The following is a 23,912-nucleotide window of genomic DNA, read 5'->3' as shown; positions in this document are numbered from 1 at the left end:
CTTTGCCGACGCGAGATGGTCCTAATGGGCGCGGATGATTGCGTGCGCCCAACCTATGGGATGTAAAGGCTTCTGGCGAGCTGTTGCGCACTGCTGCCGCTAAAGATCAGGTATCTGAGAGGCGCCGACGCGGCACCTTTCGCCAAGGAACCAGTGACCGGGCGATGAACGGAAATACCATAAACAGCACCCCCCACAAAAAGCAGATTTGTGTGACAAAGGTGAATTCGTTGCGCACCCAGATCAGTAGGGCAAAAAATAAAACACCCGCGAAGGCCAGCGCATGGGCCGACGTCCGCGTATCGCTCAGGGTCCTGTGCAACCGCGTGGTCACATAGCCCAAAAGCACATGTCCTGCTGCTACACCCGGTACGTGAAAGTTGATGTACATCTCGGCGATGGCCATGAAGCCCGGCCCACCTTTGCGTCCGGGAATCAGGTAGTCATGGATCTGGCCGCTATTGTTGGGCGCCGTGCCCGAGTTGAGCGGAATCGCTGCAAGCATGGTGCCGATGTAATCGGTGCCCAGCCGCAGTGTTTCGCCACCCTCGACGCGCATCAAAGTGCCCATAAAAGTCATCAGCGCCGGGGAAAACGGCCCAAGTAATGATAGCAGCGTGCTGCCGCCAAACTTATCGCTGGACGAAGACAGGTTGGATACTGTCTCGAGCATCACACTCAGCGACCAGTCCGCGACCGAAAGATTTCGCATAACCTCAAGCAGCGGAACGAACACCAAAATTGTTGCAGCGGCCAGCAACAGTTTTCCGGGACCGATATTGCGACAGATTGATTGATGTATTATGAACCAGCCGGCCAACGTTGCAAGAAGACCGCCACGGTCGCCAGCGATCAGCGGGATGGCCAAAAGAGCCATTAATAGCACGTCCGAAGACCCCACCCGCCGAAGCCGGTGCTTGCGGACTGCGTTGTAGGTGAGCGACCCAATAGGTAGGAACCAAGTCATTGCCGCTATGAACAACCGGCTCTGGTTGCCATCTTTACGGGCGTCGGAATACACATGGTAATTGCCTGATATCATGGGTGCTAAGCCGCGCCCGGCAGCTGTTTCGGCGGCGATGATTAGCAACGAAAATACAATCAAGCTTAGCGCTATCACGGCAGTCATCACTTCGAGACGCTGACGGGCGGAGTGCTGCGATATAATCCTGTTTCTTTGAGCATACATATCCTTTTTCGGCCCGCGCCAGGCCATTGCGCCAAATGCGCCAAGTGTGAATCCTGCAATAGCCAGCATTATCAGCGGAAGGCAACCGGTCAAATAGCCGTAATCGATAATTCGGAAATAGACGAGTCCCAGCGGCCCCAGCGACAGGTACAGAATATAAGGCCCGATCATGTACAACCCCAGCACGGCAGCATAGAGGAACGGCATTGAGACCACGTTGATCCCAGGCGTCATTGCCAGCAAAACAAGGTGCCCGGCAAACAGACAGATCGCCACCCAGGACAATGGCTGAAGTAAGCTAATGTCAAGCGATGGCCCTAGAAGTAAGGAAAATATACACAAAAACAGAACTTCCAAGCTCAGAAGTGCCACTAAAATATTCTTTACGTTTTTGCTCATAGGTCTTCTAGTGTTCCGAGTCCGACATTTGCTACCGATTTCCCGTGATTTGGTCGAGCGCATCGAGTGCGCGGCGCTCGCGGTTGATGGTGTCTTCGGCGGTCTTGCTCCAGACGAAGGGCTTCGGCTTGGCGTTGTGCTGCAGCAGGTAGTCGTAGATCGCGCCCTCGAGGTCGTCGACGCTGGAGTAGCTGCCACGGCGGATGCGTTTTGTAGTGATCTCGGCGAAGAAGCGTTCCACCAGGTTCAGCCAGGACGCGCTGGTCGGCGTGAAATGCAGCTTGAAGCGCGGATGTTTCTCCAGCCAGGCCTGCACCTCGGCCGTCTTGTGGGTGGCGTTGTTGTCGAGAACCAAGTGAATGTCGCGGGGTTTCTTCACGGCCCGGTCGATGCGGCGCAGAAAGTTCAGAAACTCCTTTGCGCGGTGGCGCGGCATGCAGTCCCCGATGACCAGGCCGGACTTGACGTCCAGCGCGGCAAAAAGCGTGGTCGTGCCATGACGCGGCGTGCCATTGGCAGTACACTGCGAGGGTCCTTTGGGGTGTGGGGTTCCAAAGGAATCCATGAAGGCATGAAGGCGGATGAACAGAGCGTTCATGTTGTAGATGTGGTGGCTGGGCGGAGCAAACAACAATAGCAGGAGCAAAAACGGTTTGCGGACACCGCCCCATGCCTTATGTCAGCCCCGTAGACCACGGCAAATGTAACGCGGCGAAAGTTCAATTTGGCTTGTCATCGCACGTTTCCCAAGCCAACGAGATTTCCAACATCGTTTTCTCATTGGAGCGTTCCATTTTGTGGTTTCTTTCTTGTCACTCTTGTCCATCTAAGTCTTGCTTGGTCGAGAGAAACTTCAAGCTGGACGCATGCAACATCTTGGAGACGCTTAACGCAACGCCACTAGTCAAAAAAGCACCATAGAGGATCATAAAGGCCGCCGACAGCAATATCTGGCCGATTAACCCGGCAACCACGAGGCCACAGGCAAGCAGGCCAAGCATGATGAGGTTAAGGTTACGCGCAAATCGGTCGCCTCCCAGAAGGATCGCCACAAGCTGCACCGGCCCGTGTATTACCAAACTCATCTGAAAGACCGTAACCAGTGCACAGAGCGTCAGCAGAAGGGCAGTATCAGTGAATTCCGTGAATGGACCAACTGGCAACCTGGTCAGGCCCGTCACGAGGCCGAGCACCGCCAACGCTGTTAGGCCGCCAACGATTGCGGAGTACATCTTTGCAGCGCGGTAGTCTTGTCGTACCGCATCAAAATCCACTGTCTTGACATGATGATTGATGCGCGCGCCAAAATGCGCGCGGCTTGCAGTAAGCCCGAACTGGACCGGCCCAGTTATCCGGACCGCGATCGCGAGATAGGCGAGAATATCCGGAGGGACAAAGAACCCCGTAATAAAAACCGGTAGATGGTTCCCAATACTGCGCGAGAGCGATACTTGGAAGTGCGCCGGCGTGGACGATACATGCGCACCGTTGCGCCAATGCTGCGAAGCAATGATCAGCAGCGGCCAAGTGAACACGAGCGCCGACAGCAAGGCACTAGCGGCATAAAGCGCCAGATAGGCTTCGGGCTGATCCACTCCGACAAGGGTTAGCAAAAACGACCCCGCCAAAAGGCCCCCTGAGCGTAAAACCTGGCTGGCAAATTGGGCGCGCACAGCGCGTTCGGCTGCCCGGAGGATCGCGTCAGAAATCGCGAGACACGCCAAAGCCGCCGCTAAGGGAAGCACCCAGACAATCTCCGGTCGACTCACAGATATGTCTGACGACGCGGGCATGATAATCATCGCGGCAAAGAAAGACCCGCCTGACAGCAGTACATAAAACCACAAGGTGTTTGCAATAGCGGATGGCGGCGCCAACGCATCCATATCCAGTGGCGCAAAGCGTTTTATCAGCGTCATAGGCAAGCCACGCTGCAATAATAGGGCACCTACGCCCCCGATGGAAAGTACCCATGCATAGCGACCGTAGCCATCCGGTCCCAATGCCCCGACTACCACCATAACCACTAACAATGCAGTGGCCGCACCCAGAATCTGTAGCGCGACGATCGAGGTAACAGCCCTCAGCGGTGCCATGCACGTACGCTTGCAGATTCGAAGAACTGCCCGGCGGTTGCAAAACTGGGGAATGCATGAATTTTAGAGAGGTATTGTTTCTGCAACGCTTCTATTCCTGGGTTTAGTAGTGGATTTCGAATATAATTGCGGTGTCGGTCCTGCATTTCCTTAGATGTCACATCCCGGAAGGTAAGATGGCTGTTTTTTGAACAGCTTTGGCTTGAGTTTGTGCCAGTCCTTCATCGCCTGCAAGGGCGTCTTACTGCCCAAGGCTGATTGCGGGAGCCGCAGGTTATAGAGCCAGACGTAGCGGTGTAACGTTGTCTCCAACTCTTCGCCTGATCGGAACCGGTGGCTCTGCATGACGTCCTCGATCCGGCCGTTGAAACGCTCCACCATTCCGTTGGTCTGTGGCTATATCGGCGGGGCGAGGCGGTGCTCGATGTAGAGATCGGCGCAGAGACGGTCAAAATCATGATTGCCGGCAGCGGCGCGACGGCGCAGGCCAAAGAGCCTGTCGTGAACTCCTTGCCGTTGTCGATCAGCATCCGGGTGATTTTCATCGGCAGGGCACGATCAAGGTCGCGCAGAAAGCGGCGTGTGTTGGCCGCCGTTTTGACCGGGTAGGTGCGCACGAAGACTCAGCGGGTGCTGCGGTCGATGGCGACGAACAGATACCGGCGGCGATCCTCGTCGCCCATCTGCGGCAGGTATTTGACGTCGACATGCAGATAACCCGGCTCCTAGGTCTTGAAGGGTTTGTGGGCGGGCCGCGGGAGTTATGCGCGATTTTGGGTGACGCGGCCTGATCAAGCGGCGCGGTTTTCGGTGTCGTTTGCGGCGACACCGTCGGTGAATGTGACGCCTTCGATGACCAAAGGCAACTGGTTCGCGCCTTTCAGGCGGCGCCATGTCTTCCCGGCGGCCTGAACGAGCTTGAATACCATCAGCTTCGCTGTTTTCTGCGACAGCGCCCCCTTGGTCCGCACGGTCCGGTGCCGGACGGTGGAGAACACGCTTTCGATCGGGTTGCCTGTGCGCAGGTGATCCCAGTGGTCGGCCGGGAAATCGTAGAACGTGAGCAAGGCGTCGCGGTCCTTGGTCAGGCAGGTGACTGCCTTCTCATACTTGGCACCGTATTTCTCGGCGAAGGTGTTCATGGCGGCTTCCGCCGCGGCGCGGGTATCGGCATGCCAGATCTCCCGCAGGTCGACCTTCACCGTGGGCTGCATCGATTTTGGGAACTTGTTCTGGACATTGGCGATCTTGTGCACCCAACACCGCTGATGACGCGTGCCTGGGAAGACCTCGTCGAGGGCCTTCCAGAACCCCATTGCCCCGTCACCGACGGCGATCTCGGGCGGCACCTTGAGGCCGCGGGCCTTGATATCGACCAGCAGTTCGCGCCAGCTCTGCGCGCTCTCGCGAACGCCCACCTGGAATCCGACGAGTTCCTTCTTGCCCTCGGGTGTGGCCCCGAGAATGACCAGCATGCACTCGGCCTGCGGCTCCATCCTGGCCTGAAGGTAAACGCCGTCGGCCCAGATGTAGACGTAGCGCCGCGCCGAGAGATCGCGGCGTTGCCAGTGGTCATACTCCTGCTGCCACTCCCCGGTCAGCCGCGAAATCACACTGGGTGACAAGTTCGGCGCGTCCTTACCAAGGATCGCAGCCAGCGCTTCCTGGAAGTCGCCCATCGAAAGGCCGCGCAGGTAGAGCACCGGCAGCAAGGCATCGAGGCTTTTCGAGCGCCGCGCCCATTTCGGCAGGATCGCAGAGGTGAACCGGATCTTTTTCTCGTCCGCCACGTTGGCGGCGCGATCACGCACCTTCGGGCGACGCACGTCGAGTGCGCCGATCCCGGTCTGGATGGACCGTTCTGGCCCGTGCCCATGCCGCACAACCCGCTGCCGGCCATCCGGCAGGACGCTTTCGGCATGTTGCGCGACGAAGGTGTCGGCTTCGGCGCGGAGCGCGGCGGCCAGCATCCGGCGCGCCCCGTCCCGGGCGATCTCGGTCAGCGGATCGTCAACAGATTCCGGCTGACGCAGGGCGATGATGTCTGTATCGTTCTTCATGGCGTATCGTTCCTTCTGGAAGTTCTGGCAGGCTTCGACACCCGCCACGATACGCCGCCTTCTCAAACCCCGTCACCCAGATTCACGCATAGCTCGGTCGCGGCGCGGCCGGCTTCAGGTCGCGCAGATTGCCCACGCCATGCCGACGCAAACAGCAGTTGAGCCCAGAGCGCGAGACGTTTGGGTTCAGGAACTCGCGGACAACTGCCAGCAGGTCGTCGGGCGGCAGCAACAGGCTCTTGCGCAAAGAAACCGCCACAGCCTCCTGCGCCGGCGTCAGCGTCGTCTGCAACCGACGAGCCGTGTAGCTGCGGTCATGCACGCTGTCGCGCTTGCGCCATTTTCAAACAGTCTGATCAGAGATCCCGTAGCACTCTGCCACCACCCACGCCGGTTCGGTGCTCGCCTGGATCGCCGCCCGCACCTTCAGCGCCGTGGTGGCCTGCTTGTGAAGAGAGATCAGCATGTAATGTCCCCGTCCCGAACTGCGCGCAGGATCAATCTTGCCATGAACAACGCACTCCGGCGAGGGCCGATGTGATCGTCCGGGATGGGACAGTTAGCCAACTGAATTTTCACAAATTAAGTTGCACTGTAGTGCGGCGAGTAAGAAAACTACGGGGATAGCCAATGCTCTCAAAGTCGCAATTATGGAGTGCTGCTCACCAACGGGTCAACTCCGACTGCATAGAAGAGAATGCGGTCAATTAGTTTAAAATCCTCTGTGCTGCGTGAAGAATCGAACTTACTAGTGAAATTGGGGGTGCCGAACATCTCCGCGCGCAGGAATTGGCCAGACTTACCATGCGCTTCCGAGGGGAACTCGAGTATCGTGTCAATCCGATCAAGCTGCTCCTGAAACACAGGTACATAGTCATGCCCCATGTAACGCTTCCGCATCCGACGATTGATGCGTACGTAGGATATCAGCAGGCGGGAGCGAGAAATAACAGGCAGTCCCAAACGCCATTGATATTTTCTCATGGAGGCCGCCCAGCTCGAGAACGAGCGGATTGTGTGGACGACGACGATACGGCATCGCAAAGCATCGTATCTTGCAAGGCCGCGATCGGTCTTGGAGCAATCCACCAATCCAACTGCCCGCGCCCCCGCTTCGGCCAAAAGCGCCGCGTAGGGATCACTGTCAGAAACCCGCGCCAAGACATTTGACCAGAAGGGATCACCTACGATTTCGGAGTTTTTTGTTGCACGCTCTTCGACTCGGGCCCATCGACCTTGACCTCCGTCAAAACCTGGTTCGTTGACCAGGCCGACTGACCGGAAGGTTTGCCAGACCTCACCGGCGTTTATGATATCAAGCTTGCGCGCCACCCAGTCTCCCACGAAGGTGCTACCCGTACGTGGAAGACCAACTATATAATATACCGTAAAATCAGTCACCTAATCAGATCCACGTTTATTGTAGCGCCCTACACATGACCAGCGGCCCTAACTGGAATACAGTTCGCTCTTCATAACTATCACGTGGTTGATCACCGCTTGATCCATTCTTGTAGATCGCCCATCGCGTACAAATATTTCGCCACTTCGAGGACGCCCTAGGGTCAGGATTCATAACCAGAACATGACCACGGCAGCCAATGCGCATGCCGACAGGAAGACCTTCGGGCACCTGTCGTAACGGGTCGCGACCCGTCGCCAGTCCTTGAGGCGAGCGAAGCTGTTCTCAATTTTGTGGCGCTTGCGGTATCGAGCTTCGTCATAGGGGATTGGAACCTTGCGGTTCTTTTGGGAAGGGATGCACGGCGTGATCCCCTTGTCTTCAAGGGCTTCGCGATACCAGTCTGCATCGTATCCACGGTCTGCCAACAAGTGTTCGGCGGGAGGAAGGCCGTCCAGCAGCGCCCGGGCGCCGATGTAATCGCTCCGTTGGCCGGCCGTCAGAAACATCCGCAGCGGGCGGCCAGCCGCATCTGTGACAGCATGGAGTTTCGAGTTCATCCCGCCCTTGGTGCGCCCAATCAGGCGACCGCGCCCCCCTTTTTCAGCCCCAGGCTGGAGGCCGTGCGGTGCGTCTTTAGATGGGTCGCATCGATCATCAGCGTATCGGTGCCGCCGCCCTGATCGGCCAGTTCGAGAAGCATACGGGCGAAGATACCCTTCTCGCTCCAGCGCTTCCACCGGCTGTAGAGCGTCTTGTGAGGCCCGTACTCCGCAGGCGCATCGCGCCAGCGCAAGCCGTTGCGATTGATGAAGATTATGCCGCTCAACACCCGCTTGTTGTCCACACGGGGCTTGCCGTGGCACTTCGGAAAAAAGGGCTCCAGCTTGGCCATCTGCGCATCGCTCAGCCAGTAAAGTTCGCTCATGTCACCGCTCCGTTTTCGGAGCCGTGAATCACGCAGCGCAGCGGAAATCAATGCATCCTGACCCTAGTGTGAAGAACCGCGAGGTTGCTTCCGTCCGCGTCGGCGTAATTGATCCCGAACGCTGAGGCCGACATCATGAGCGATGATTGCATCGAGGACATCCCGCAAGCTCTGTGGTCTTTGCCATTGCGTAAACCGCAGCGTTCCAGCTTTTCGTATTGAACATAAAACTCGGACGATAGCAGATGTCGGCGAAATATCCGCTCCGGGCGGGCGATTTCTGGTCATCATGGGTGCGGCGAGCTAGCCTATCCATATCCAACACGATATACTCAATCGCAATGCCGTCCTGAACACGGTCGATCCTTTTCTCGTTCAGACGAGCCAGTGCTGCCTGGTTTTCGGCATGACTACCGTCTAGGTTTAGACGTCACGTTCAGGATGATCACAGAGGACCTCGTATACCCAACTGGGAATGAGGGTATTAATAGTCGTTCGAGCCTCACTTAGGACGTTGCTTTGTCATCATGAGTTCATCATATACGTCATCATATCGCGACGCCATCTTGGCAACCGAGAACTCTGCTAGTCGGGATTGCATGACATTGACGCGGTCGTGAATTTCTTCAGTATCAAATTTCATTGCACGCGTGACGGCAGCTACAATGGTATCAGTCTTCCAAGGGTCGAACATCTCGGGTTTGCGTTCCCAACCCTCAAGGATGATATCCAACTCTGGGCTTTGACTGACCAGTGGCAGGAATCCGCAAGCGATAGCCTCAAAGAGCGTGTTGGACATACCTTCGGAAGTGCTGGGCAGGATTAGCAAATTTTTCGAAGGGGAGAATAGTTCTCCCCAGTCGGAGAGCCTACCATGCAGAGTGACACGTTTGGCTAAGCCGAGAATGGCGATCCGATCTCTGCAGGCCTCCTCCAGTGGACCTTCACCGACGATATCGAGTCCTGTCACGCCCGCCTTTTCGATCAGCCTGGGAAGTGTGTCGATCAGCTCTACGACACGTTTCTGCGACACCAGACGACCCACGAAGAGTAGACGGTCTGGGCGAGAAGCCAAGTCCGGCCGACGAAAGTCAGGTGCCAGGCCATTAAGAATTGGATGTACTTTTCGAGGTATGCGAAGTAAGCGCCTCAGTGATAACTTCGGTGGTAAGTATGGGTAGTTGGGGATGACAATATCTGAGACCACATGGTTGATATACGGCACCCTGTCACGAAACGCCCCCATGCCAAAATTTCGCACCTTGCGACGATCACTACTAATGATAGAGCAACCTTCGCGCTTGGCTGCGATCATTGCTGGAACGGTCATGCGATCTGGAAGCCAAAGCTGCACAGTATCAATGCGATGGTGACGGATAACCTCCCGAGCGAAGCGCATGACCGAGATCGGATTTCTCAGCGAGGATAGTAGCTCCACCCGCACTTCAGTAGGGCGTTCGTTGCCATCGAGAACCAATATTACGTGGTTGTGTTTGGAGTTTTTCGTAAGAAGCATCATCTGGCGCTCGGCGCCGCCTTTCTCCATATGCGAGATCACATGGAGCACTTTTGCCTTGCTGCAGCCTGGTACGAAATTTTCCACTGTCACCTCTGGCACTTAAGCAGCACATTTTTCTTGCGAATGTAAGCTATCGGACACTCGTCTCAATCAGAAATAGCTCCTCAGGGTTCTTCAAATGAACAAGACAAATCTGTGACAGGCGGCCAAGGCCGCCTCAATAACGGTTTCAATTTTTTCTGGACTATCGGCCATCGATCAACCGCTCCACCGACGTGGTGTTTAAGTGGTTCTTTTCGGGATGGTAGTCCGTGGCCACCACGATGAACTTCGCCTCAGGGTAGACCACTGCCGGATCTCTTTTGGCGATCAGCGAAAGTGTCTCGCGGGCCATCACCGCATCGACCATGGTGGGGCGCTCGCTGTTCACCTTGTCGACCCGCGCCTGATCAATGTCGAGCGCAAACACGTCCTGAGTGCGCCCCAGGAGCACGGCCAGGGACATGCCAACATATCCCAGTCCGACGTCGCAATTTTTGTTTTTTCAGCCATGAAGCGCGGTCAGTTCTTTTCTATGTGGTTTTAGGGGAAGGTGGCGGCAGTGATATCTGGCCTGTAGAGATGCCCGTGGCAAGAAGGACCTCGGCTCTGGCCATGCCCCAGTGGCCCGCGAGTTAGGCCCCGGTCATTGGTTGCTCCCACCCGGGGACGGCTTCTGAAGGAATACGAAGATGTTGCCGCAAAACGGTGCTGGCATGACCCGATGCATGAAATCGGCAATCTGATATATTGGACGCGACCCGAAAAAATAGGCCGGATCGCATCGCCTGCAGAAAGATCGGTTCGTCCACCCCGGAAAGGCCGCTGCGATGTCAACAAGCGTGTTCATGCGATAGGTCTTGGGGAAGACATCCATGGCCTTACGCCCGGGCTGTGCCGTTCCAAGAACGCGGCCTTCGATCCGTTCGGGAATGATCCGTTCGGCGAGGGCGATGTAATGCGCCCTGTGAGGCGTGCGGGCGCAGAACCAGCCACCGGGTCTCAGCAGCCGCGAAATCTCGCCCGCGAAGGCTCCGGGATCAGCGATGTGCTCAATGACATAGTCGGCGACGATGACGTCCGCGCTTTCATCCTCTAGCTCCACGCGATCTTCGGAGATCATGACGGTCCGGTCCGCGGAACGGTTTTCCATTACGACGGGGTCGATATCGGCCGCGATGACTTTGGCGAATTTTCCCTTCATGGACCTTAGCGCCCGCCGGGGCGCGATCGGGTCGTCCTCGAACCAGCCGGCGCGTCCGGCCCCGTAGTCCAAATAGGTGCCTGCAGGATCTGCAAGCGCGTTGACCCGGAAGTAGAAGTCCACCGTTCCGTCGGTCGGGGAAAGGCCTGCAAAGTGTTTGTCAAATGGCTGGTACATGATAGATATCACTCCACTGAAATCGGCAAATCAAGCCCGTGCTGCATCAGCAGGGCATGACGTTTGGCGGCGCTGGGATCATTTCGGCGCACACATCGCGTGCGGGGCGATCTCGGGTAACCGTCCTTAACGCTGCCCGCTTTGTCCGTCCCGTCACGAAGATTAGATCGGTGATGTCGGCGGCGATTGCGTCTTCAACGGGATACTGGATAATCGGCTTGTTGATGATGGGCAGAAGTCCCTTTGGCATCGCCTTAGTGGCCGGTAAAAACCGCGTCCCAAGCTCTATGACGGGAAATACAGCCCGAGTAACACGTGCCATTCGCGGTCCTTTAGATGCCCGCTCGGCGCAGTCTTTGTTCCTATTGCCAAATCATGTCCAAGATCCATCGATCTGGACTTTGTGCCCGAAGGCAAGGAAGGGTGGGGATACAAATGCAAAATCTACCGCTCATCGCGCTAACGAAAGAGCCGCATGTGTTGGGATAACAACTATAGATTGCATCGTAAATTTGGTGCGCCATTCAGTCACGGATGAAAAACATGTAAGCCTTTGATTTTGTTAAATACGATTTTCAAAAACGACTAAATCTCACTATTTAAGTCGCATCCAGGGTTGTGCCCGCCCCGACGGTCCACCCCAAACGCCCGATAACGCAAACCCTCAAGGAGCGAAGCGGTAGGCCGATAACACGAAGCTTGCACCTGCCTCACATCACGCGGGTCAGCGACAAACGGCTCTGATCCCGATTTCCCGATGAAACCTCTATCTCTCCAGGCGTTCAGCAATCCACATCTTGATCAACGCCTGCCGGCTTATACCGAGCTTTTGGGCCTGCCGGTCTAGCCCTTCGACAACCCAGCTGGGAAAATCCACGTTGACCCTTTTGGCCTCAACATTGAGACGGCGCGCCCTGGTCCAATCGACCTCGGCGGAGATGTCTTCACCCGCATCGAAGCGTTCGTCGAATTCAGTCGCCTTCATAGTGGTCGATCTCCCGTTTCCTGGCGCGACGTACCGAGATGATCCGTACCCGACCGTTGCGATATGCGTATATGGCCGACCAGTGCCTGCGTCCAATCACGCCAACAGCCAAAAAGCGCGGCTCCTCCGTGTCTTTCGCCGGAGCCTCGATCAGGTAAGGATCATCTCAGAGGGTCTGTGCCTCATCGACGTCAATGCCGTGCTTTTCACGGTTGGCTGCACTCTTGTCAGGGTCATATTCAAACTTCGTATACTGCAAAATTTGGCGAAAAGGTATAGTTTCTATACTTTTTCGCCAGATACCGTTTCAAGGCCTTTTTCAAAGCCGCCTAACCCCCGATGAACCAAAGTGTGATGACCAAAATGCAAACGCCTCGTTGTCACTTTGCCCAGTTCGCGAGACGCAGCCCGCTGACGCGGATAAACTCGCTTTCATTGTTCGTGACGAGGCACATGCCCCTGGAGCGGGCATGATCCGCAATCATGACATCGAAGGGTCCAATCGGATTTCCAGCCGCAGCAAGCTCGGCACGGATCTGCCCGGCCTGTTCAGCAGCGCTGAGGTCGAAGTCCAGGAGCTCGATGCGCCCAAGCAGACCCTCGATGACGTCAAGATTGCGGCGAACGGCTTGTGACTTGTGCGCACCGTAGAGAAGCTCCATGGCCGTGATGCTTGATGCACAGATCTCGCCATCATGCGCCTCGGAACTGTTGCCGAACCATCTCAGGTTTGTTTTTGACGGTGTATATCAGGATATTTGTATCCAGCATGTACCGCAGCATCAGAGCTCTGCACGCTCCTGGTCTGCCGGCTGCTCACGATCCGTCATGAAATCGCTGCTGACACCCTCACCATCGAACCATGCCGCCCAGCTTTGCTCGGAGGGTGTGATGACCCAGCTTCGGCCGCGGCGCTGAATATCCACACTCGTGACGCCGTCAGGCAGGCGCACCGATTTCGGGAAACGGACGGCTTGCGTCTTATTCGTCATAAACACCGATCCACGTTCCATGTCACACCTCCCGCTTGCGACTCCGCGCGCCCTGACCGCTCGTATACACTAAAGCGATCGTCAACCTGCGCAAGCTGGTGGAGTGCACCTTGCCGACGCCCGCTACCGATACACTCGTGGTCAACTTCCCGACAAGATGACGCCCCAAGGAGCGAAGCGGCAGGCGTGATACGCAAACCATCATTGCTCTTCTCGCGGCGACGGCCCCATGTCAGCACCCAGACCCGCCTCATGCTCCAGAATCTCGATTTCCTCTCTCAGTGCGGCATATTCCGCATGTTTGCGGGCCAGAAACCTTCCTGTAAGCGCTGCCTTCTCCGACGCGCCCTTTGCCGTCAGGACATAGGCGTAGCGTCGCTTATCTGATGAGGCGCGGAAATTGCCCAGCTTGACCAGCCCCCGGTCCACGAGCGCCGTCAAACAGTAATGCGCGGCTCCAAGGCTGATCCCAACCTCGTTCGCCAGCTCTCTTTGGCTGATTTCGGGTCGTTGCTCCAGAATCCGCAGCACGCGAAAATGCATGTCCTCTTGTACGGACTTCACCGGAACATCTCGGAACGTCTTAAAGGGTTCACAGGAGTTTGCGCAGGCTCACGCACGGCCACCCAAATCTGATTGGAGTCCCAAGTACCTGAAATACAACGTTATTTTCAAGACCATGTTCATGATCAGTTGTCTACTAACTCAAAACCAGTGGCTTGCCAACACCTGAAGAACAGGTCGTCGTCAATGCCCCCTACAAGGGGTTGCGCATCCAGAAGAACTCGTTCATCCGTGAACGCACAGGGTCCAGTCCTAGGAAGCAACAGTGCCATGTTATCGCTATCTTCTGACCAGTTCACAACCGCCGACTGGCATCTCGTGTTGTGCAAACCCAATCAGAATCACATCGCGTTCAAGCATCTGTCGCGCTTGGGTATTGACCTCTTCATGCCACAGCACGATGTCGAGCAGCGATGGCGAGGACGTGTTCGCATAGAGCGACGGCCTGTTTTCGCAGGATACATATTCTTCAGCACCGGCTTGGCTCCGGCTGCATGGAGACCGGTTCGAACAACCCCCGGCGTGTCTCAGATCGTCGGGTTCGGCAAGAACGGACCGGCCCGCGTTCCCAACGAAATCATTGCCGGGCTCATGGAACGCTGCGACGCGTCAGGACGCCTGCAACCCGATCAGGGCTTCGCCGTCGGAGATACCGTACGTATCACAAGTGGCCCGTTCGCAGATTTTGTCTCTGAAATTGAAACCATCGACGCGAATCAACGGATCCATGTACTGCTCGAAATGCTCGGCGGTCACACCAAGGTCACTCTGGACCCAACGCGTCTGATCCGCCAGCGCTGAACTTGACGCTGCGTCATCTGCACAAATGCTACGCTCGGAGCTACCCCCGCGTCTTTTATGACGTGCATCTTACAACTTTAACGCGAAATTCGCCTGTGATCTTGTGTTCGTTTCAGGTACGCTTCTCACATGCGTTCACGATGCATGGTCTGCGCAATTGAGGAGTTCATTTTGCGACACGATCAGGCTCTCGTCATCCGGGTCACTGAAATTTCAAAAACAATCGTGGGTCACATCTTCGAAGGAATTTTGACATGAATTTTCTTGTTCCTTTCATCGCTGCCCTTCTGGTCAGTGTCGGCATCGCTGCTGCTCTTGTTGCAACGCAATGTTTTTACGCGCATTTCAGCCACGACAAACATGTTGGCGTCCAAAAGCTTCACACAGATACAGTGCCGCGTATTGGCGGGCTGGCCTTGATCGGCGGCCAGATCGCCGGTGGTCTCACACTGTCTCCGGATCTGCGCACGCTATGGCTGATGCTGTTCCTGTCGAGCATCCCCGCCTTCAGCTCAGGTCTTCTGGAAGACGTGACCAACCGTGTTGGCGTGAAATGGCGTCTCATTGCCACGATCTGCGCCGGGCTCATCTTCTGCTTTGTAACAGGATATCATCTTACATATGCAGACCTGCCTGGGATCGATTGGCTCTTGAGCTTCACGTGGTTTGCCGTTCCGCTCACTGCCATCGTAATCGCCGGCGTTGCGAATGCGTTCAACATCATCGATGGTGTGAACGGGCTTTGTCTGGGCACGGCCATCATCACATTTATGGGTCTGGCTGTCATTGCCGGACAATATGGCGACATGCAGATCCTGATGATCTGCATGATCTCGATCGGAGCCCTGATGGGAATATTCCTGCTCAACTTTCCTTCGGGGCTGATTTTTCTGGGTGATGGAGGAGCTTATCTGATCGGCATGTTTGTGGTTGTCACGGCCATGATGTTGCCCTTGCGACACCCGGAAATTTCTCCTCTTGTGGGGCTTTTGGGGCTTTGCTATCCCATCTTCGAGATGCTGGTCTCCATTCACCGTCGCAGTGTGCGCAAGGGGTCTCATCCTGGTCAGCCAGATCGGCTCCACCTTCATAGCCTGATCTTTCGAAGCCAAGCCAAACAGTTGGCGTACAAGATGAATGCGCCGAACTTGCGCAATCCCATGAGCGCAGTTCTCATCTGGCCCTTGCCTATCCTGTCCGTGACTTTGATGATCCTTTTTCACACCAGTTCCACTGCGATTTTGATCGGTATCGTGATGATTGTCGTCCTCTATCTCTGGGCTTACCGCCAAGTGACTCTTTTGCGGCGATCGACGACACGTGAACTCTCATACAATCGATCTGAAATTTGATCTGTTCGCCGTGACCCCTGCACAACAGTTTTGATAAAAAGATGTCTTCGAGGCAAATCCCCGTGTCACGCCGGTCAGCAATCCGGCTACGCGATGATCATGGGGTGTAGCGTTCAAAAGAAACGGGCCGTATTGGTGGCGGGCATCGCCACATTCGCCTGCATAGCCGTAGCGGTTCCTGTCTCATCCCAGGATGATCCGGGAATCGGTACAGGCTATAACAGCTATGGCTATCCGGGAATGATCGACATGCCGGTGGCGACCAGTCGGCCTGATGGCGAGCTGGCCTTCTCGGTCAGCCATTTCGCCGGGCAGACCCGCAACACCATGACGTTCCAGATGCTGCCACGCCTGTCGGGCAGCTTCCGGTACTCGGTGCTCGACAATTTTACGTCGGGGGGCACAGGTACACTGTATGACCGCAGCTTCTCGTTGCACTACCGCATCGCGGATGAAACGGATCTGCGCCCGGCCTTCGCGATCGGGCTCAATGATTTTCTTGGCACCGGGGTCTATTCGTCCGAGTATCTCGTCGCGACCAAGACACTGGGCAAATCGGTGCGTGTGAGCGGCGGAATCGGGTGGGGCCGGCTTGGCGGGGCCGGTGGGTTCACCAATCCGCTGGGGATCCTCGACGACCGTTTCGAAACTCGCCCGTCGCGTGATTTCGGCGTGGGGGGCGAGATTGAAGCGGCGCAGTGGTTTCGCGGCGACATGGCCTTTTTCGGCGGGATCGAATGGCAAGCCACCGACAAGCTGCGGCTGACGGCCGAATACTCTTCGGACGATTACCCAAGCGAGGACCCGTCGGCGTTCCGGCGTGACACACAATTGAATCTCGGGGCCAGCTACAGGATCACCCCGACGGCCGATCTGTCCCTGCGCTATCTCTACGGCAGCGTAATCGGCGTGCAACTCACGACCGCGGTAAACCCCGCGATCCGGCCAAATCAGAGCGGGCGCGAGCCGGCCCCGCCGCCGGTTCTGTCGCGGCCCCCGCAAAGCGGTGCCGCCCTGTCCTGGGCGGGTACTCCGGGCAGCATCGAGGCGCAGGCCGATTTGCGTGATCGCGTCGCCGATGCGCTCGAGGCACAAGGGCTGAGGCTGCATGGCGTATCACTGGCCACGCGTCATGCGCGGGTCGAGATCGAGAACAACACTTACAACCAGTCGGCCCAGGCCGTCGGGCGCACGGCGCGGGTGCTCTCGCGGCTGCTGCCGGCACAGATCGACCGCTTCGACATCACGCTTGTCGAGGCGGGTCTGCCGGTCACCGAACTGCGTATCCGCCGCGCCGACATGGAGACGCTGGAACACGATCTCGAGGGCAGCTGGAAAAGCTTTGCGCGGGCCCGCATCCTTTCGCCTTCGGACCCGGTGCGTCCCGTCCCGGGGCGCTATCCGGATTTCGACTGGAATGTGACCCCTTATCTCAGCCCCAGCTTCTTCGACCCCGACGAGCCCGTGCGCGCCGATTTCGGTGCCCAGCTCAGCATGTCATATACACCGATGCCGGGGGTCGAAATCTCGGGAATCCTGCGCCAGAAGGTCCTGGGCAATCTCGACGAAGCGACGCGGGGCTCGAATTCCGTGCTGCCGCGCGTGCGCAGCGAGTTTTCGATCTACGACCGCGAGGGCGAAGATGCAGCCCTCACGCAGCTGACCGCGGCGCGGTATTTCAAGCCCGGGCGCGATCTCTATGGCCGGGTGACCATCGGATATCTGGAGCGCATGTTCGGCGGGCTGTCATCGGAACTGCTTTGGAAACGTAATGACAGCCCCTTCGCTCTCGGCGTCGAGGTCAACTACGTCAAGCAGCGCGATTTTGATCAGCGATTCGGGTTCCGCGATTACGAGGTCGCCACGGGTCATGCCTCAGCCTATTGGGACATGGGAAACGGGTTTCACGCCCAGCTCGATGCCGGGCGGTATCTCGCCAAGGATTGGGGTGCCACGCTGGCAGTGGATCGCGAGTTCGGCAATGGCTGGAAGATCGGCGCGTTCGCGACCCTCACCGATGTCCCCTTCGACGAGTTTGGCGAAGGCTCGTTCGACAAGGGGATTCGGATCACGATTCCGCTGTCCTGGGTGACGGGGGAGCCCAACAAGAGGAACTTCAGCACGACGATCCGCCCGCTCACGCGCGATGGCGGGGCGCGGCTTGATGCGCCTGGACGGCTTTATGATCGTGTCAGGCCCTTGCAGAAGCCGGCTTTGCAGGACGGCTGGGGGAGGTTCTGGCGATGACCCGGTGCGGATCCTTTCTTTTCAGACCGGTCTGTGGGCTGGCGCTTGTGATCATGTTGCTGCTTGGCGGCTGCGAACAGATTACCCGGTCGCTCGGGGTGACCGGCACGGTTCCCGCCCCCGAGCCGCAGCTTGTCGGGCCCGAGCTTCTGCGCGTCTCGATCCCCGCGATCGGGGCACAGGCCACGCTTGGGCCGGTGGCGCGTCGGGGTGATGTAACCGTCTGGCAGACGCTCGGCGGCATCACGCTCAGCTTTCGGGGGGGCAGCCTAATCGCGACGCGGGGGCTTGGCGACGATCTGATGTCGGCCGATGTCGCGGGGCGGCTCGAAATGCTGCGCGGTGTCGGGGAGCCCGGCGGGGCCGGATACTATCCACATATCCGCAGCTATCTCGACGGCGAGGACCGCACGGTGTTCCGCAGTTACCAGTGCCGCCGTGTCGCACAGACAGAGACGGGTGCCGAACGCGACGGCACACTGCGCCGGATCGAGGAGCTTTGCGTCTCTCCGGCGGATCGGTTCACCAATGTCTACTGGCAGGGGTCGGGTGGTGAGGTCATCCGCTCGCGGCAATGGATCAGCCCGACGATTCAGTACATGGAAACTGCGCGCGTGCCGCGCTAGACGGGTGCATGCGATCAAGAAAGGATATGCGATGCGAGATGGCAAGGACAGACGGTACGCCCGCCTTGGGCAGGCCCTGGCGCTGAGTACGGCGTTGGTCTTTCCGGCTGCCTGCGGCGTAGTCTATCAAAGCCCCACGGTCAGCCGGAGCGCCGGGACAGGGGTCGATGTGCGCGAGGTGCGGCTAACCCCGGAAACCGTGATTCTCGCCAATCGCAGCCCCTACAGCCCGCGCGATCTGCCACGCGAGTTCTATACCAACGCCACCGCACAGCAGGGACCCGGTATGGGGACGCTACCGCAGGCTCCCGATGTCCCGGACGAACGCCCCGAATCGCTTCAGCTGCGCGTGCCGCCCTCGGTCACACCCGCGCCCTATGAGATCGGCGTGGGCGACGTGGTGTTGCTGGCGACCCGGCAGGCGGGTAGTTCCGTGGAGCAGCTGAGCGGACTTCTGGCCGCCCAACAGCAGCGGCAGGGCTATGTCGTTTCCGATGACGGGGCGATTTCCATCCCCGATGTCGGTCGGGTCGAGATCGCCGGCCTGACCCTGGCGGAAGCGCAGGACCGCGTTTTCAGGTTCCTTCTGGACAACCAAGTGGATCCGGCCTTCTCGTTGGAGGTAGCGGAATTCAACTCGCAGCGCGTGACCGTCGGTGGCGCGGTGCAACAGGCCGCCCGGGTCCCGATCACGCTGGTGCCACTGACCCTGGGCGATGCGCTGACGGCGACCCGTGGGGTCACGGTCCGGGACGAGCAGTTCGCCTCGATCCGCATCTACCGCGATGGCACGCTCTACCAGATCCCCTATGAGGATTATCTCGAACGCCCGGATCTGCGCGAGCTGCGGCTGCGCAACGGTGATGCAGTCTTTGTGGATACCCGTTTCGATCTCGACCGGGCTTTTGAATTCTACCGCCAGGAGGTGGATGTGATCCGCCTGCGCAGCCAGGCGCGTATGGATGTGCTCGACATGATGAGCACGGAAATGTCGATGCGCCGCGCCCGGCTCGATGAGCGCCGCGGCAATTTTGAGGCGCGCATGGAATTCGGGGCCGAGGCACGCGATTACGTCTACCTGGCCGGCGAGGTGGCGCAACAGGCCCGCGTCGCGCTGCCCTACGGCCAGACGGCGACGCTGGCCGATGTGATCTATGACGGCGGCGGCGTTCCGACACGCACCGGCAATCCGGAAAATATCTACGTGCTGCGTCCCTCGACCGATCCGGCGGAGTTCGGGGCGGTGACCGCGTGGCATCTCGATGCAAGTAACGCGGTCAACATCTCGCTTGCCACACGCATGGAGATGCGGCCCAACGATATCATCTTTGTCGAGGAACAGCCGATCACCAAATGGAACCGCGTGGTCCAGCAAGTTGTTCCGTCGCTCCTGACCACGCCCGCAAGCATCGCGACGCGGTGAGAGCTGTCACATGACAGGCACGAAGCCGCTTAGATGTAAATTCATGTACAAGAAGGGCACCGCGACGCGGTGCCCTTCGGATTTGAGGTCCTGATCCAAAAAGGCCAGACCGCTCAATTTGTGGTGGTGCTCGAACTGGAGCCGCCGGTTGCCACGGCGATGATCGCGACCGCGCCAAGCCCCAAGGCAACCCCGCTGCCCGCGCTCAGGCTGCCTTCCATGCCGTTCGCGCCGCCGCGGACGCAGGTCACGCGCAGCACGTCGCCCGACTGTTCGAAGGCCGCGGCGGAGACGCTGGTACCCTCGCAGGCATCGATCCGCTGCGCCATCTGCACGGCGGTCTCGTTCCCGACACGGGCCGCGCTCTGCTGGGCCAGGACGGGAAGCGCCGTCACCGCGGTAATCGCGGCTGCGGACATCAAGGCTTGGATCTTCTTCATGGCACAAATCCTTTCATAGATATGCATCAGTATAATCCATCACGGGGCATTGCGAAACCGCTAATGGCGCCAGAACCGGGCCGGGCGGCGACATGCGCATCAGGTCGCGTCATAATAGCCCTTGCCATAGCCGGAATATGCTCCGTAACCTCCGGTATAGCCATAACGGCGCATGCCTTTGGGATCGATCTGGGCAAGCGCAATGCCGGTAATTCGCAGTTTGACCGATTCAAATTCGCGCAGGGCGGCCATCACCTGTGTGCGGTTTGTCCGGTCCCAGGCCACGGAAAACAGGATCGCGTCGGCATGCTGGCCGATGACCCGGCCATCCGGCACCATCAGAACCGGTGGCGTGTCGATGATGACGAAATCATAGGCGTCCCGTGCCCGGTTCAGAAAGTCGCGGAACCTGTCGGACGAAAACAGATCGGCCGCGTTGACGCGTGATTTTTCGCCCATCAGCACATCAGCCCCCAGCCGGTCGTCGTGAAAGACCACCTCGTGTAGCGGCTTCTCGCCCGAGAGCGCCGTCAGAATACCGCCCTCGGGCACATCACGGAAATACTCGCTCAGGGTCTGGCGGCGAATATCGCCTTCGATCAGCAGCACCTTCTTGTCCAGCCCGGCGAGATTCTGGGTCAACGCGATAGCCTGTGTCGTCTTGCCTTCTCCGGGCACCGCCGAGGTGGACATGATGACCTTGGGTGGATTGTCGATATCCGACAGAAGCAGCGAGGTGCGCAGGTTGCGCACCGCCTCGGCAGCGGCGGAGGTGGGCTTGTCGTGCAGATAGCCGATCAGGCCTTCGCGCGCCTCGAACGGCATCTTCGGGATTTGACCCAGCACCGGCAGGCCGGTCGCGCTTTCAAGCTCTTCGGCGCTTCGGAAGCTGTTATGCATGAATTGACGCACCAGCACGATCGCTATCCCGATCATGGCGCCAAGCACCAGCGACAGCGCCGCGATCCGCGTTGTGCGAGGCGCGACCTTCTCGCCGGGGATTGCATCCGACAGAATCCTGCTGTCGGCCTGCTGCAGACCGCGTTGCACGGTGGTTTCCTTGAGACGCGTCAGGAAGGTCTCGTAGAGTGTGCGCGTTGCTTCGGCCTCGCGTTCCATTTGCTGGATCCGCGCCAGATCGACCGATTGTCGGTCGATGCGCTGTTGCAGGGTTTGATACGAATCGGCAAGCGCGTTGGCCTGGCTGCGTATGCGCGCAGCGGTGTTGCGGGCGTTCTCAACGAGCGTGTCGAGCCGCTGCGCGAACAGGGTCTCGGCGTCCGCATCTCCCGCCGCAATGTCCGCCAACAGCCCCTGCAGCGTGGGGTCACCGGTCTCTTCGACGATCGCGGCGCGATCCCCCGCAACCGCCAGATCCTGCAACTGCTCGGCCGATGCCTCGGCTCTGGCCGCACTGGCGCGCATATCCTCGAGACGCTCGCGCAGATCCTTGGCCTGCACGTTGAGGCCCTGCAGCGCCTCGGGGCTGATCAGCTCCGTCTCGGCGCGCGCGGTCGTGAGCGCGTCTTCTTTCTGGCGGAACTCCTGTTCCAGTTCGGTCACCCTTTGTGACAGCCAAGCGACCGCCTGTTCGGTGGCCTCGAATTTTACCGAAATCTGATCTTCCAGGTAAAGATTGGCCAGCGTGTTGACGATCCGTGCGGATTTGTCGGGATCGCCGGTGGTGGCCGCGATAGTGAACACGTAGGTGTCACGCCGGACCGAGGCCGTCAGGGTGTTTCGCAGAAGGTCGATCGCCTTGTTGCGCGGCACTTGCGGATCGTCCTCGCGGGTTTCCCGGTCGGTCAGCGGCGCGATCAAGCCGCGAAGAGTGCCCGTCACGATGGCCATCGGCGAGGGCTCGCGCAGATCGGGGTTGAATTCCGGATCCTCCGTTAGCGCCAACTCGTCCACAAGCTTGCCCAGAAGCCTCCCGGAGAGAATGATCTCGATTTCGGTGTTGAGCGCTGCGGTCTCGGTCGAGACGCCCGACATGACGCTTTCAATATCCACGACCTGACCGGTGCGCACCTCAAGCGTCAGCTCGGCGCGTGATTGATAATCCGGGTCCGCCAGGCCGAGCGCGTAATATCCGCCGAGACAAAGCGCGATGATGGTCGCAAGCAGAATGGTCCACTTGCCGCGCCATAGCGTCCTGATCAGTTCCATCAGGTCGATCTCGTCGTCTTCGGGCGGCGACGACGTCGATTGCGCCCCTGAACGGTCAGAAAAGGAACTTTGGGAATCTTTCATAAGAAGGGGCGTACCTGTTCACACTGGGGACGGCTGTGACGCCCCTAGCGGATAAAACCGGGCGGGTAAACGCCGTTTGCGGCGGGGCACCCCCTACCGGTCCGACCCTGTCTGAAAAAAACGAACACCTTCTTCGGTAATCAGGGCTGCGCTCAGGCGGCCCGTGGCATAGGCACCGGTATCCACCGCGATACGCCCGTCCGCAGCATGCGGGTTATCGACGATAGTGTGGCCATGCACGATCCACTGCCCGTCCTGGCGCGGGCTGTGCAGAAACTCCGGATGGCCCCAAAGCAAGACATTCGCGGCCTGTTCAGACAGGGGATTATGCGGATCTGCCCCGGCATGCAGCGCCCAGACATTCCCGTTTTGCCACATCAGCGGGCGGGCACGGAGCCATGCGATCATTTCGTCGCCCATGGCAGTCATCAGTGCGTCGCGCATGTCGTATAATGGGGCCGGATCAGTACTGTTGCCACGCGGGGGGGAGACGCCGAAACTGGCCAGCAGCTGCAACCCGCCATTGCGCAGCCAGCGCGGCACTGCACGTTCGGGGTCGTCGAGCGCGTCGAGCAGCATGCGCTCGTGATTTCCCATCAAACATCTGACCGGTGGCGTGTCATCCTCGGAGACGCTCATCAGAATCTCCAGAACTTCGCGGCTTTGATTGCCGCGATCAATGTAATCGCCCAGAAACACCACCGGCCAGTCGGGACATTGCGCCTCGATCTGCCGGTCGATATCGCTCAGTAGATCGGCGCGACCATGGATGTCACCGATGGCCAGAAAAGGTTCGATCGGCTGTGGTGGCCAAGCCGGTTTTTCTTGGTTCCACCGTGGCGATGCTCCACTCTTGATCTGTTTCAGACGTTTCCACATGCATTCGTATATACGATTTGGCTCGGAAAATAACATCCCTAAGCCGGGTCGTTGGGGTCTTTCACCTCCCTATGGAAGGAGCATGCCGGAAGCAATGTCGTGCACAGCCTGAGACAAACTGCTCTACGGCGAGGAGACTTCGGTCGGGGCCGACAAGGGCTATGTGAGCGCCGAGCGCGAGGCCGCGATCAGCCGGGAGAACGGCCATCGCGCCAGAGACCAGAAGCGTGCGGATGTCGCACTGACACATCTTCGCTATCTTGCTAAGCCGGGCCTTGCAAAGCGCAAATTATGGTATTTACAAACAATCCACTCAGCCCTAGGTTGTATACGTTAC

23 protein-coding genes and 2 pseudogenes are annotated in these 23,912 nt (G+C 58.4%); 5 read left to right on the top strand and 20 right to left on the bottom strand.

From position 1 onward, the window contains the following. Window positions 1-106 precede the first annotated feature (106 nt). The 17 genes and pseudogenes from wzy to ACROSR_RS13875 form a co-directional block, all read right to left on the bottom strand. The gene (gene wzy, locus ACROSR_RS13955; RefSeq protein WP_432686060.1) at window positions 107-1,465 is read right to left on the bottom strand and encodes an O-antigen polysaccharide polymerase Wzy; all 1,359 of its coding nucleotides are present in this window, start codon (window positions 1,463-1,465) and stop codon (window positions 107-109) included. Window positions 1,466-1,619: 154 nt separating this feature from the next. Further along, entirely contained in the window at window positions 1,620-2,186 is a 567-nt protein-coding gene (locus ACROSR_RS13950; RefSeq protein WP_432686058.1) for an IS630 family transposase, read from the bottom strand. 214 nt (window positions 2,187-2,400) lie between these two features. After that, entirely contained in the window at window positions 2,401-3,684 is a 1,284-nt protein-coding gene (locus ACROSR_RS13945; RefSeq protein WP_432686056.1) for a lipopolysaccharide biosynthesis protein, read from the bottom strand. A 150-nt stretch (window positions 3,685-3,834) separates the two neighbouring features. Then, window positions 3,835-4,442, bottom strand: a pseudogene (locus tag ACROSR_RS13940) (integrase core domain-containing protein); the annotation flags it as partial. 33 nt (window positions 4,443-4,475) lie between these two features. After that, window positions 4,476-5,744, bottom strand: coding sequence for an IS256 family transposase (locus tag ACROSR_RS13935; protein WP_432686054.1), 1,269 nt, complete (start codon window positions 5,742-5,744; stop codon window positions 4,476-4,478). Window positions 5,745-5,844: 100 nt separating this feature from the next. Then, a pseudogene (locus tag ACROSR_RS13930) lies at window positions 5,845-6,210 on the bottom strand (transposase family protein); the annotation flags it as partial. 182 nt (window positions 6,211-6,392) lie between these two features. Then, complete coding sequence (locus ACROSR_RS13925; protein ID WP_432686052.1) at window positions 6,393-7,076, bottom strand: hypothetical protein; 684 nt, start codon at window positions 7,074-7,076, stop codon at window positions 6,393-6,395. Between the two features lie 240 nt (window positions 7,077-7,316). Beyond that, window positions 7,317-8,074 (bottom strand): IS5 family transposase gene (locus ACROSR_RS13920; RefSeq protein ID WP_432686050.1). Its coding sequence is split into 2 segments (ribosomal slippage): window positions 7,317-7,756 and window positions 7,756-8,074, totalling 759 coding nucleotides; the frame shifts between segments, so codons are not numbered across the junction. Window positions 8,075-8,576: 502 nt separating this feature from the next. Next, the gene (locus tag ACROSR_RS13915; RefSeq protein ID WP_432686048.1) at window positions 8,577-9,677 is read right to left on the bottom strand and encodes a glycosyltransferase; all 1,101 of its coding nucleotides are present in this window, start codon (window positions 9,675-9,677) and stop codon (window positions 8,577-8,579) included. Between the two features lie 160 nt (window positions 9,678-9,837). Then, window positions 9,838-10,113 (bottom strand): UDP-glucose 6-dehydrogenase family protein, encoded by a 276-nt coding sequence (locus tag ACROSR_RS13910; RefSeq protein WP_432686094.1) that lies wholly within the window; start codon window positions 10,111-10,113, stop codon window positions 9,838-9,840. Window positions 10,114-10,278: 165 nt separating this feature from the next. Beyond that, window positions 10,279-11,013 (bottom strand): class I SAM-dependent methyltransferase, encoded by a 735-nt coding sequence (locus ACROSR_RS13905; RefSeq protein ID WP_432686046.1) that lies wholly within the window; start codon window positions 11,011-11,013, stop codon window positions 10,279-10,281. A 46-nt stretch (window positions 11,014-11,059) separates the two neighbouring features. Then, window positions 11,060-11,335: a sugar phosphate nucleotidyltransferase gene (locus ACROSR_RS13900; RefSeq protein WP_432686044.1), complete on the bottom strand. Its 276-nt coding sequence runs from the start codon at window positions 11,333-11,335 to the stop codon at window positions 11,060-11,062. A 444-nt stretch (window positions 11,336-11,779) separates the two neighbouring features. Further along, window positions 11,780-11,998: a type II toxin-antitoxin system BrnA family antitoxin gene (gene brnA, locus ACROSR_RS13895; protein ID WP_432686042.1), complete on the bottom strand. Its 219-nt coding sequence runs from the start codon at window positions 11,996-11,998 to the stop codon at window positions 11,780-11,782. Further along, window positions 11,985-12,152, bottom strand: coding sequence for a BrnT family toxin (locus ACROSR_RS13890; protein WP_432686092.1), 168 nt, complete (start codon window positions 12,150-12,152; stop codon window positions 11,985-11,987). Before ACROSR_RS13890 ends, brnA begins: the two co-directional genes overlap by 14 nt. 226 nt (window positions 12,153-12,378) lie before the next feature. Then, window positions 12,379-12,660, bottom strand: a complete 282-nt coding sequence (locus ACROSR_RS13885; RefSeq protein ID WP_432686041.1) for a PIN domain-containing protein — start codon at window positions 12,658-12,660, stop codon at window positions 12,379-12,381. Window positions 12,661-12,780: 120 nt separating this feature from the next. Further along, complete coding sequence (vapB, locus tag ACROSR_RS13880) at window positions 12,781-13,011, bottom strand: type II toxin-antitoxin system VapB family antitoxin (RefSeq protein WP_432686039.1); 231 nt, start codon at window positions 13,009-13,011, stop codon at window positions 12,781-12,783. Window positions 13,012-13,191: 180 nt separating this feature from the next. After that, window positions 13,192-13,533: a MarR family EPS-associated transcriptional regulator gene (locus ACROSR_RS13875; RefSeq protein WP_432686037.1), complete on the bottom strand. Its 342-nt coding sequence runs from the start codon at window positions 13,531-13,533 to the stop codon at window positions 13,192-13,194. 291 nt (window positions 13,534-13,824) lie between these two features. Between ACROSR_RS13875 and nusG the strand changes: the two genes are divergently transcribed. From nusG to ACROSR_RS13850, 5 genes are all read left to right on the top strand, one after another. Continuing rightward, entirely contained in the window at window positions 13,825-14,355 is a 531-nt protein-coding gene (gene nusG, locus ACROSR_RS13870; protein ID WP_432686035.1) for a transcription termination/antitermination protein NusG, read from the top strand. Between the two features lie 254 nt (window positions 14,356-14,609). Next, a complete protein-coding gene (locus ACROSR_RS13865) occupies window positions 14,610-15,707 on the top strand; it encodes an MraY family glycosyltransferase (RefSeq protein WP_432686033.1) in 1,098 nt (365 codons plus the stop codon). A gap of 93 nt (window positions 15,708-15,800) precedes the next feature. Next, window positions 15,801-17,954: a YjbH domain-containing protein gene (locus ACROSR_RS13860; protein ID WP_432686031.1), complete on the top strand. Its 2,154-nt coding sequence runs from the start codon at window positions 15,801-15,803 to the stop codon at window positions 17,952-17,954. Window positions 17,955-18,007: 53 nt separating this feature from the next. Next, window positions 18,008-18,580 carry a YjbF family lipoprotein gene (locus ACROSR_RS13855; protein ID WP_432686029.1) on the top strand — a complete coding sequence of 191 codons (573 nt, stop codon included), beginning with the start codon at window positions 18,008-18,010 and terminating at the stop codon, window positions 18,578-18,580. A gap of 31 nt (window positions 18,581-18,611) precedes the next feature. Then, window positions 18,612-20,003, top strand: a complete 1,392-nt coding sequence (locus ACROSR_RS13850) for a polysaccharide biosynthesis/export family protein (RefSeq protein WP_432686028.1) — start codon at window positions 18,612-18,614, stop codon at window positions 20,001-20,003. Between the two features lie 113 nt (window positions 20,004-20,116). Here the strand turns inward: ACROSR_RS13850 and ACROSR_RS13845 are convergent, their stop codons facing one another. The 3 genes from ACROSR_RS13845 to ACROSR_RS13835 form a co-directional block, all read right to left on the bottom strand. Then, the gene (locus tag ACROSR_RS13845) at window positions 20,117-20,443 is read right to left on the bottom strand and encodes a hypothetical protein (protein ID WP_432686026.1); all 327 of its coding nucleotides are present in this window, start codon (window positions 20,441-20,443) and stop codon (window positions 20,117-20,119) included. A gap of 99 nt (window positions 20,444-20,542) precedes the next feature. Beyond that, the gene (locus ACROSR_RS13840; protein ID WP_432686090.1) at window positions 20,543-22,615 is read right to left on the bottom strand and encodes a GumC family protein; all 2,073 of its coding nucleotides are present in this window, start codon (window positions 22,613-22,615) and stop codon (window positions 20,543-20,545) included. A 174-nt stretch (window positions 22,616-22,789) separates the two neighbouring features. Further along, on the bottom strand, window positions 22,790-23,611 hold the full coding sequence (locus ACROSR_RS13835) for a metallophosphoesterase (RefSeq protein ID WP_432686024.1): 822 nt from the start codon (window positions 23,609-23,611) through the stop codon (window positions 22,790-22,792). Window positions 23,612-23,912: the final 301 nt, after the last annotated feature.

The organism is Roseovarius tibetensis (assembly GCF_050896375.1).
GTDB classification, from domain to species: Bacteria; Pseudomonadota; Alphaproteobacteria; order Rhodobacterales; family Rhodobacteraceae; genus Roseovarius; species Roseovarius tibetensis.
This window is presented reverse-complemented; position numbering and strand designations above follow the sequence as displayed.

What these genes read in the sequence shown, in the direction of transcription:
- ACROSR_RS13885 (WP_432686041.1), bottom strand. Translation starts at nt 12,660, where the DNA reads ATGGAGCTTCTCTACGGTGCGCACAAGTCACAAGCCGTTCGCCGCAAT.
- ACROSR_RS13905 (WP_432686046.1), bottom strand. Translation starts at nt 11,013, where the DNA reads ATGTACCAGCCATTTGACAAACACTTTGCAGGCCTTTCCCCGACCGAC.
- ACROSR_RS13950 (WP_432686058.1), bottom strand. Translation starts at nt 2,186, where the DNA reads ATGAACGCTCTGTTCATCCGCCTTCATGCCTTCATGGATTCCTTTGGA.
- ACROSR_RS13835 (WP_432686024.1), bottom strand. Translation starts at nt 23,611, where the DNA reads ATGTTATTTTCCGAGCCAAATCGTATATACGAATGCATGTGGAAACGT.
- ACROSR_RS13935 (WP_432686054.1), bottom strand. Translation starts at nt 5,744, where the DNA reads ATGAAGAACGATACAGACATCATCGCCCTGCGTCAGCCGGAATCTGTT.
- nusG (WP_432686035.1), top strand. Translation starts at nt 13,825, where the DNA reads ATGTTATCGCTATCTTCTGACCAGTTCACAACCGCCGACTGGCATCTC.
- ACROSR_RS13865 (WP_432686033.1), top strand. Translation starts at nt 14,610, where the DNA reads ATGAATTTTCTTGTTCCTTTCATCGCTGCCCTTCTGGTCAGTGTCGGC.
- ACROSR_RS13900 (WP_432686044.1), bottom strand. Translation starts at nt 11,335, where the DNA reads ATGGCACGTGTTACTCGGGCTGTATTTCCCGTCATAGAGCTTGGGACG.
- ACROSR_RS13850 (WP_432686028.1), top strand. Translation starts at nt 18,612, where the DNA reads ATGCGAGATGGCAAGGACAGACGGTACGCCCGCCTTGGGCAGGCCCTG.
- ACROSR_RS13855 (WP_432686029.1), top strand. Translation starts at nt 18,008, where the DNA reads ATGTTGCTGCTTGGCGGCTGCGAACAGATTACCCGGTCGCTCGGGGTG.
- ACROSR_RS13860 (WP_432686031.1), top strand. Translation starts at nt 15,801, where the DNA reads ATGATCATGGGGTGTAGCGTTCAAAAGAAACGGGCCGTATTGGTGGCG.
- brnA (WP_432686042.1), bottom strand. Translation starts at nt 11,998, where the DNA reads ATGAAGGCGACTGAATTCGACGAACGCTTCGATGCGGGTGAAGACATC.
- ACROSR_RS13845 (WP_432686026.1), bottom strand. Translation starts at nt 20,443, where the DNA reads ATGAAGAAGATCCAAGCCTTGATGTCCGCAGCCGCGATTACCGCGGTG.
- ACROSR_RS13875 (WP_432686037.1), bottom strand. Translation starts at nt 13,533, where the DNA reads ATGCATTTTCGCGTGCTGCGGATTCTGGAGCAACGACCCGAAATCAGC.
- vapB (WP_432686039.1), bottom strand. Translation starts at nt 13,011, where the DNA reads ATGGAACGTGGATCGGTGTTTATGACGAATAAGACGCAAGCCGTCCGT.
- ACROSR_RS13945 (WP_432686056.1), bottom strand. Translation starts at nt 3,684, where the DNA reads ATGGCACCGCTGAGGGCTGTTACCTCGATCGTCGCGCTACAGATTCTG.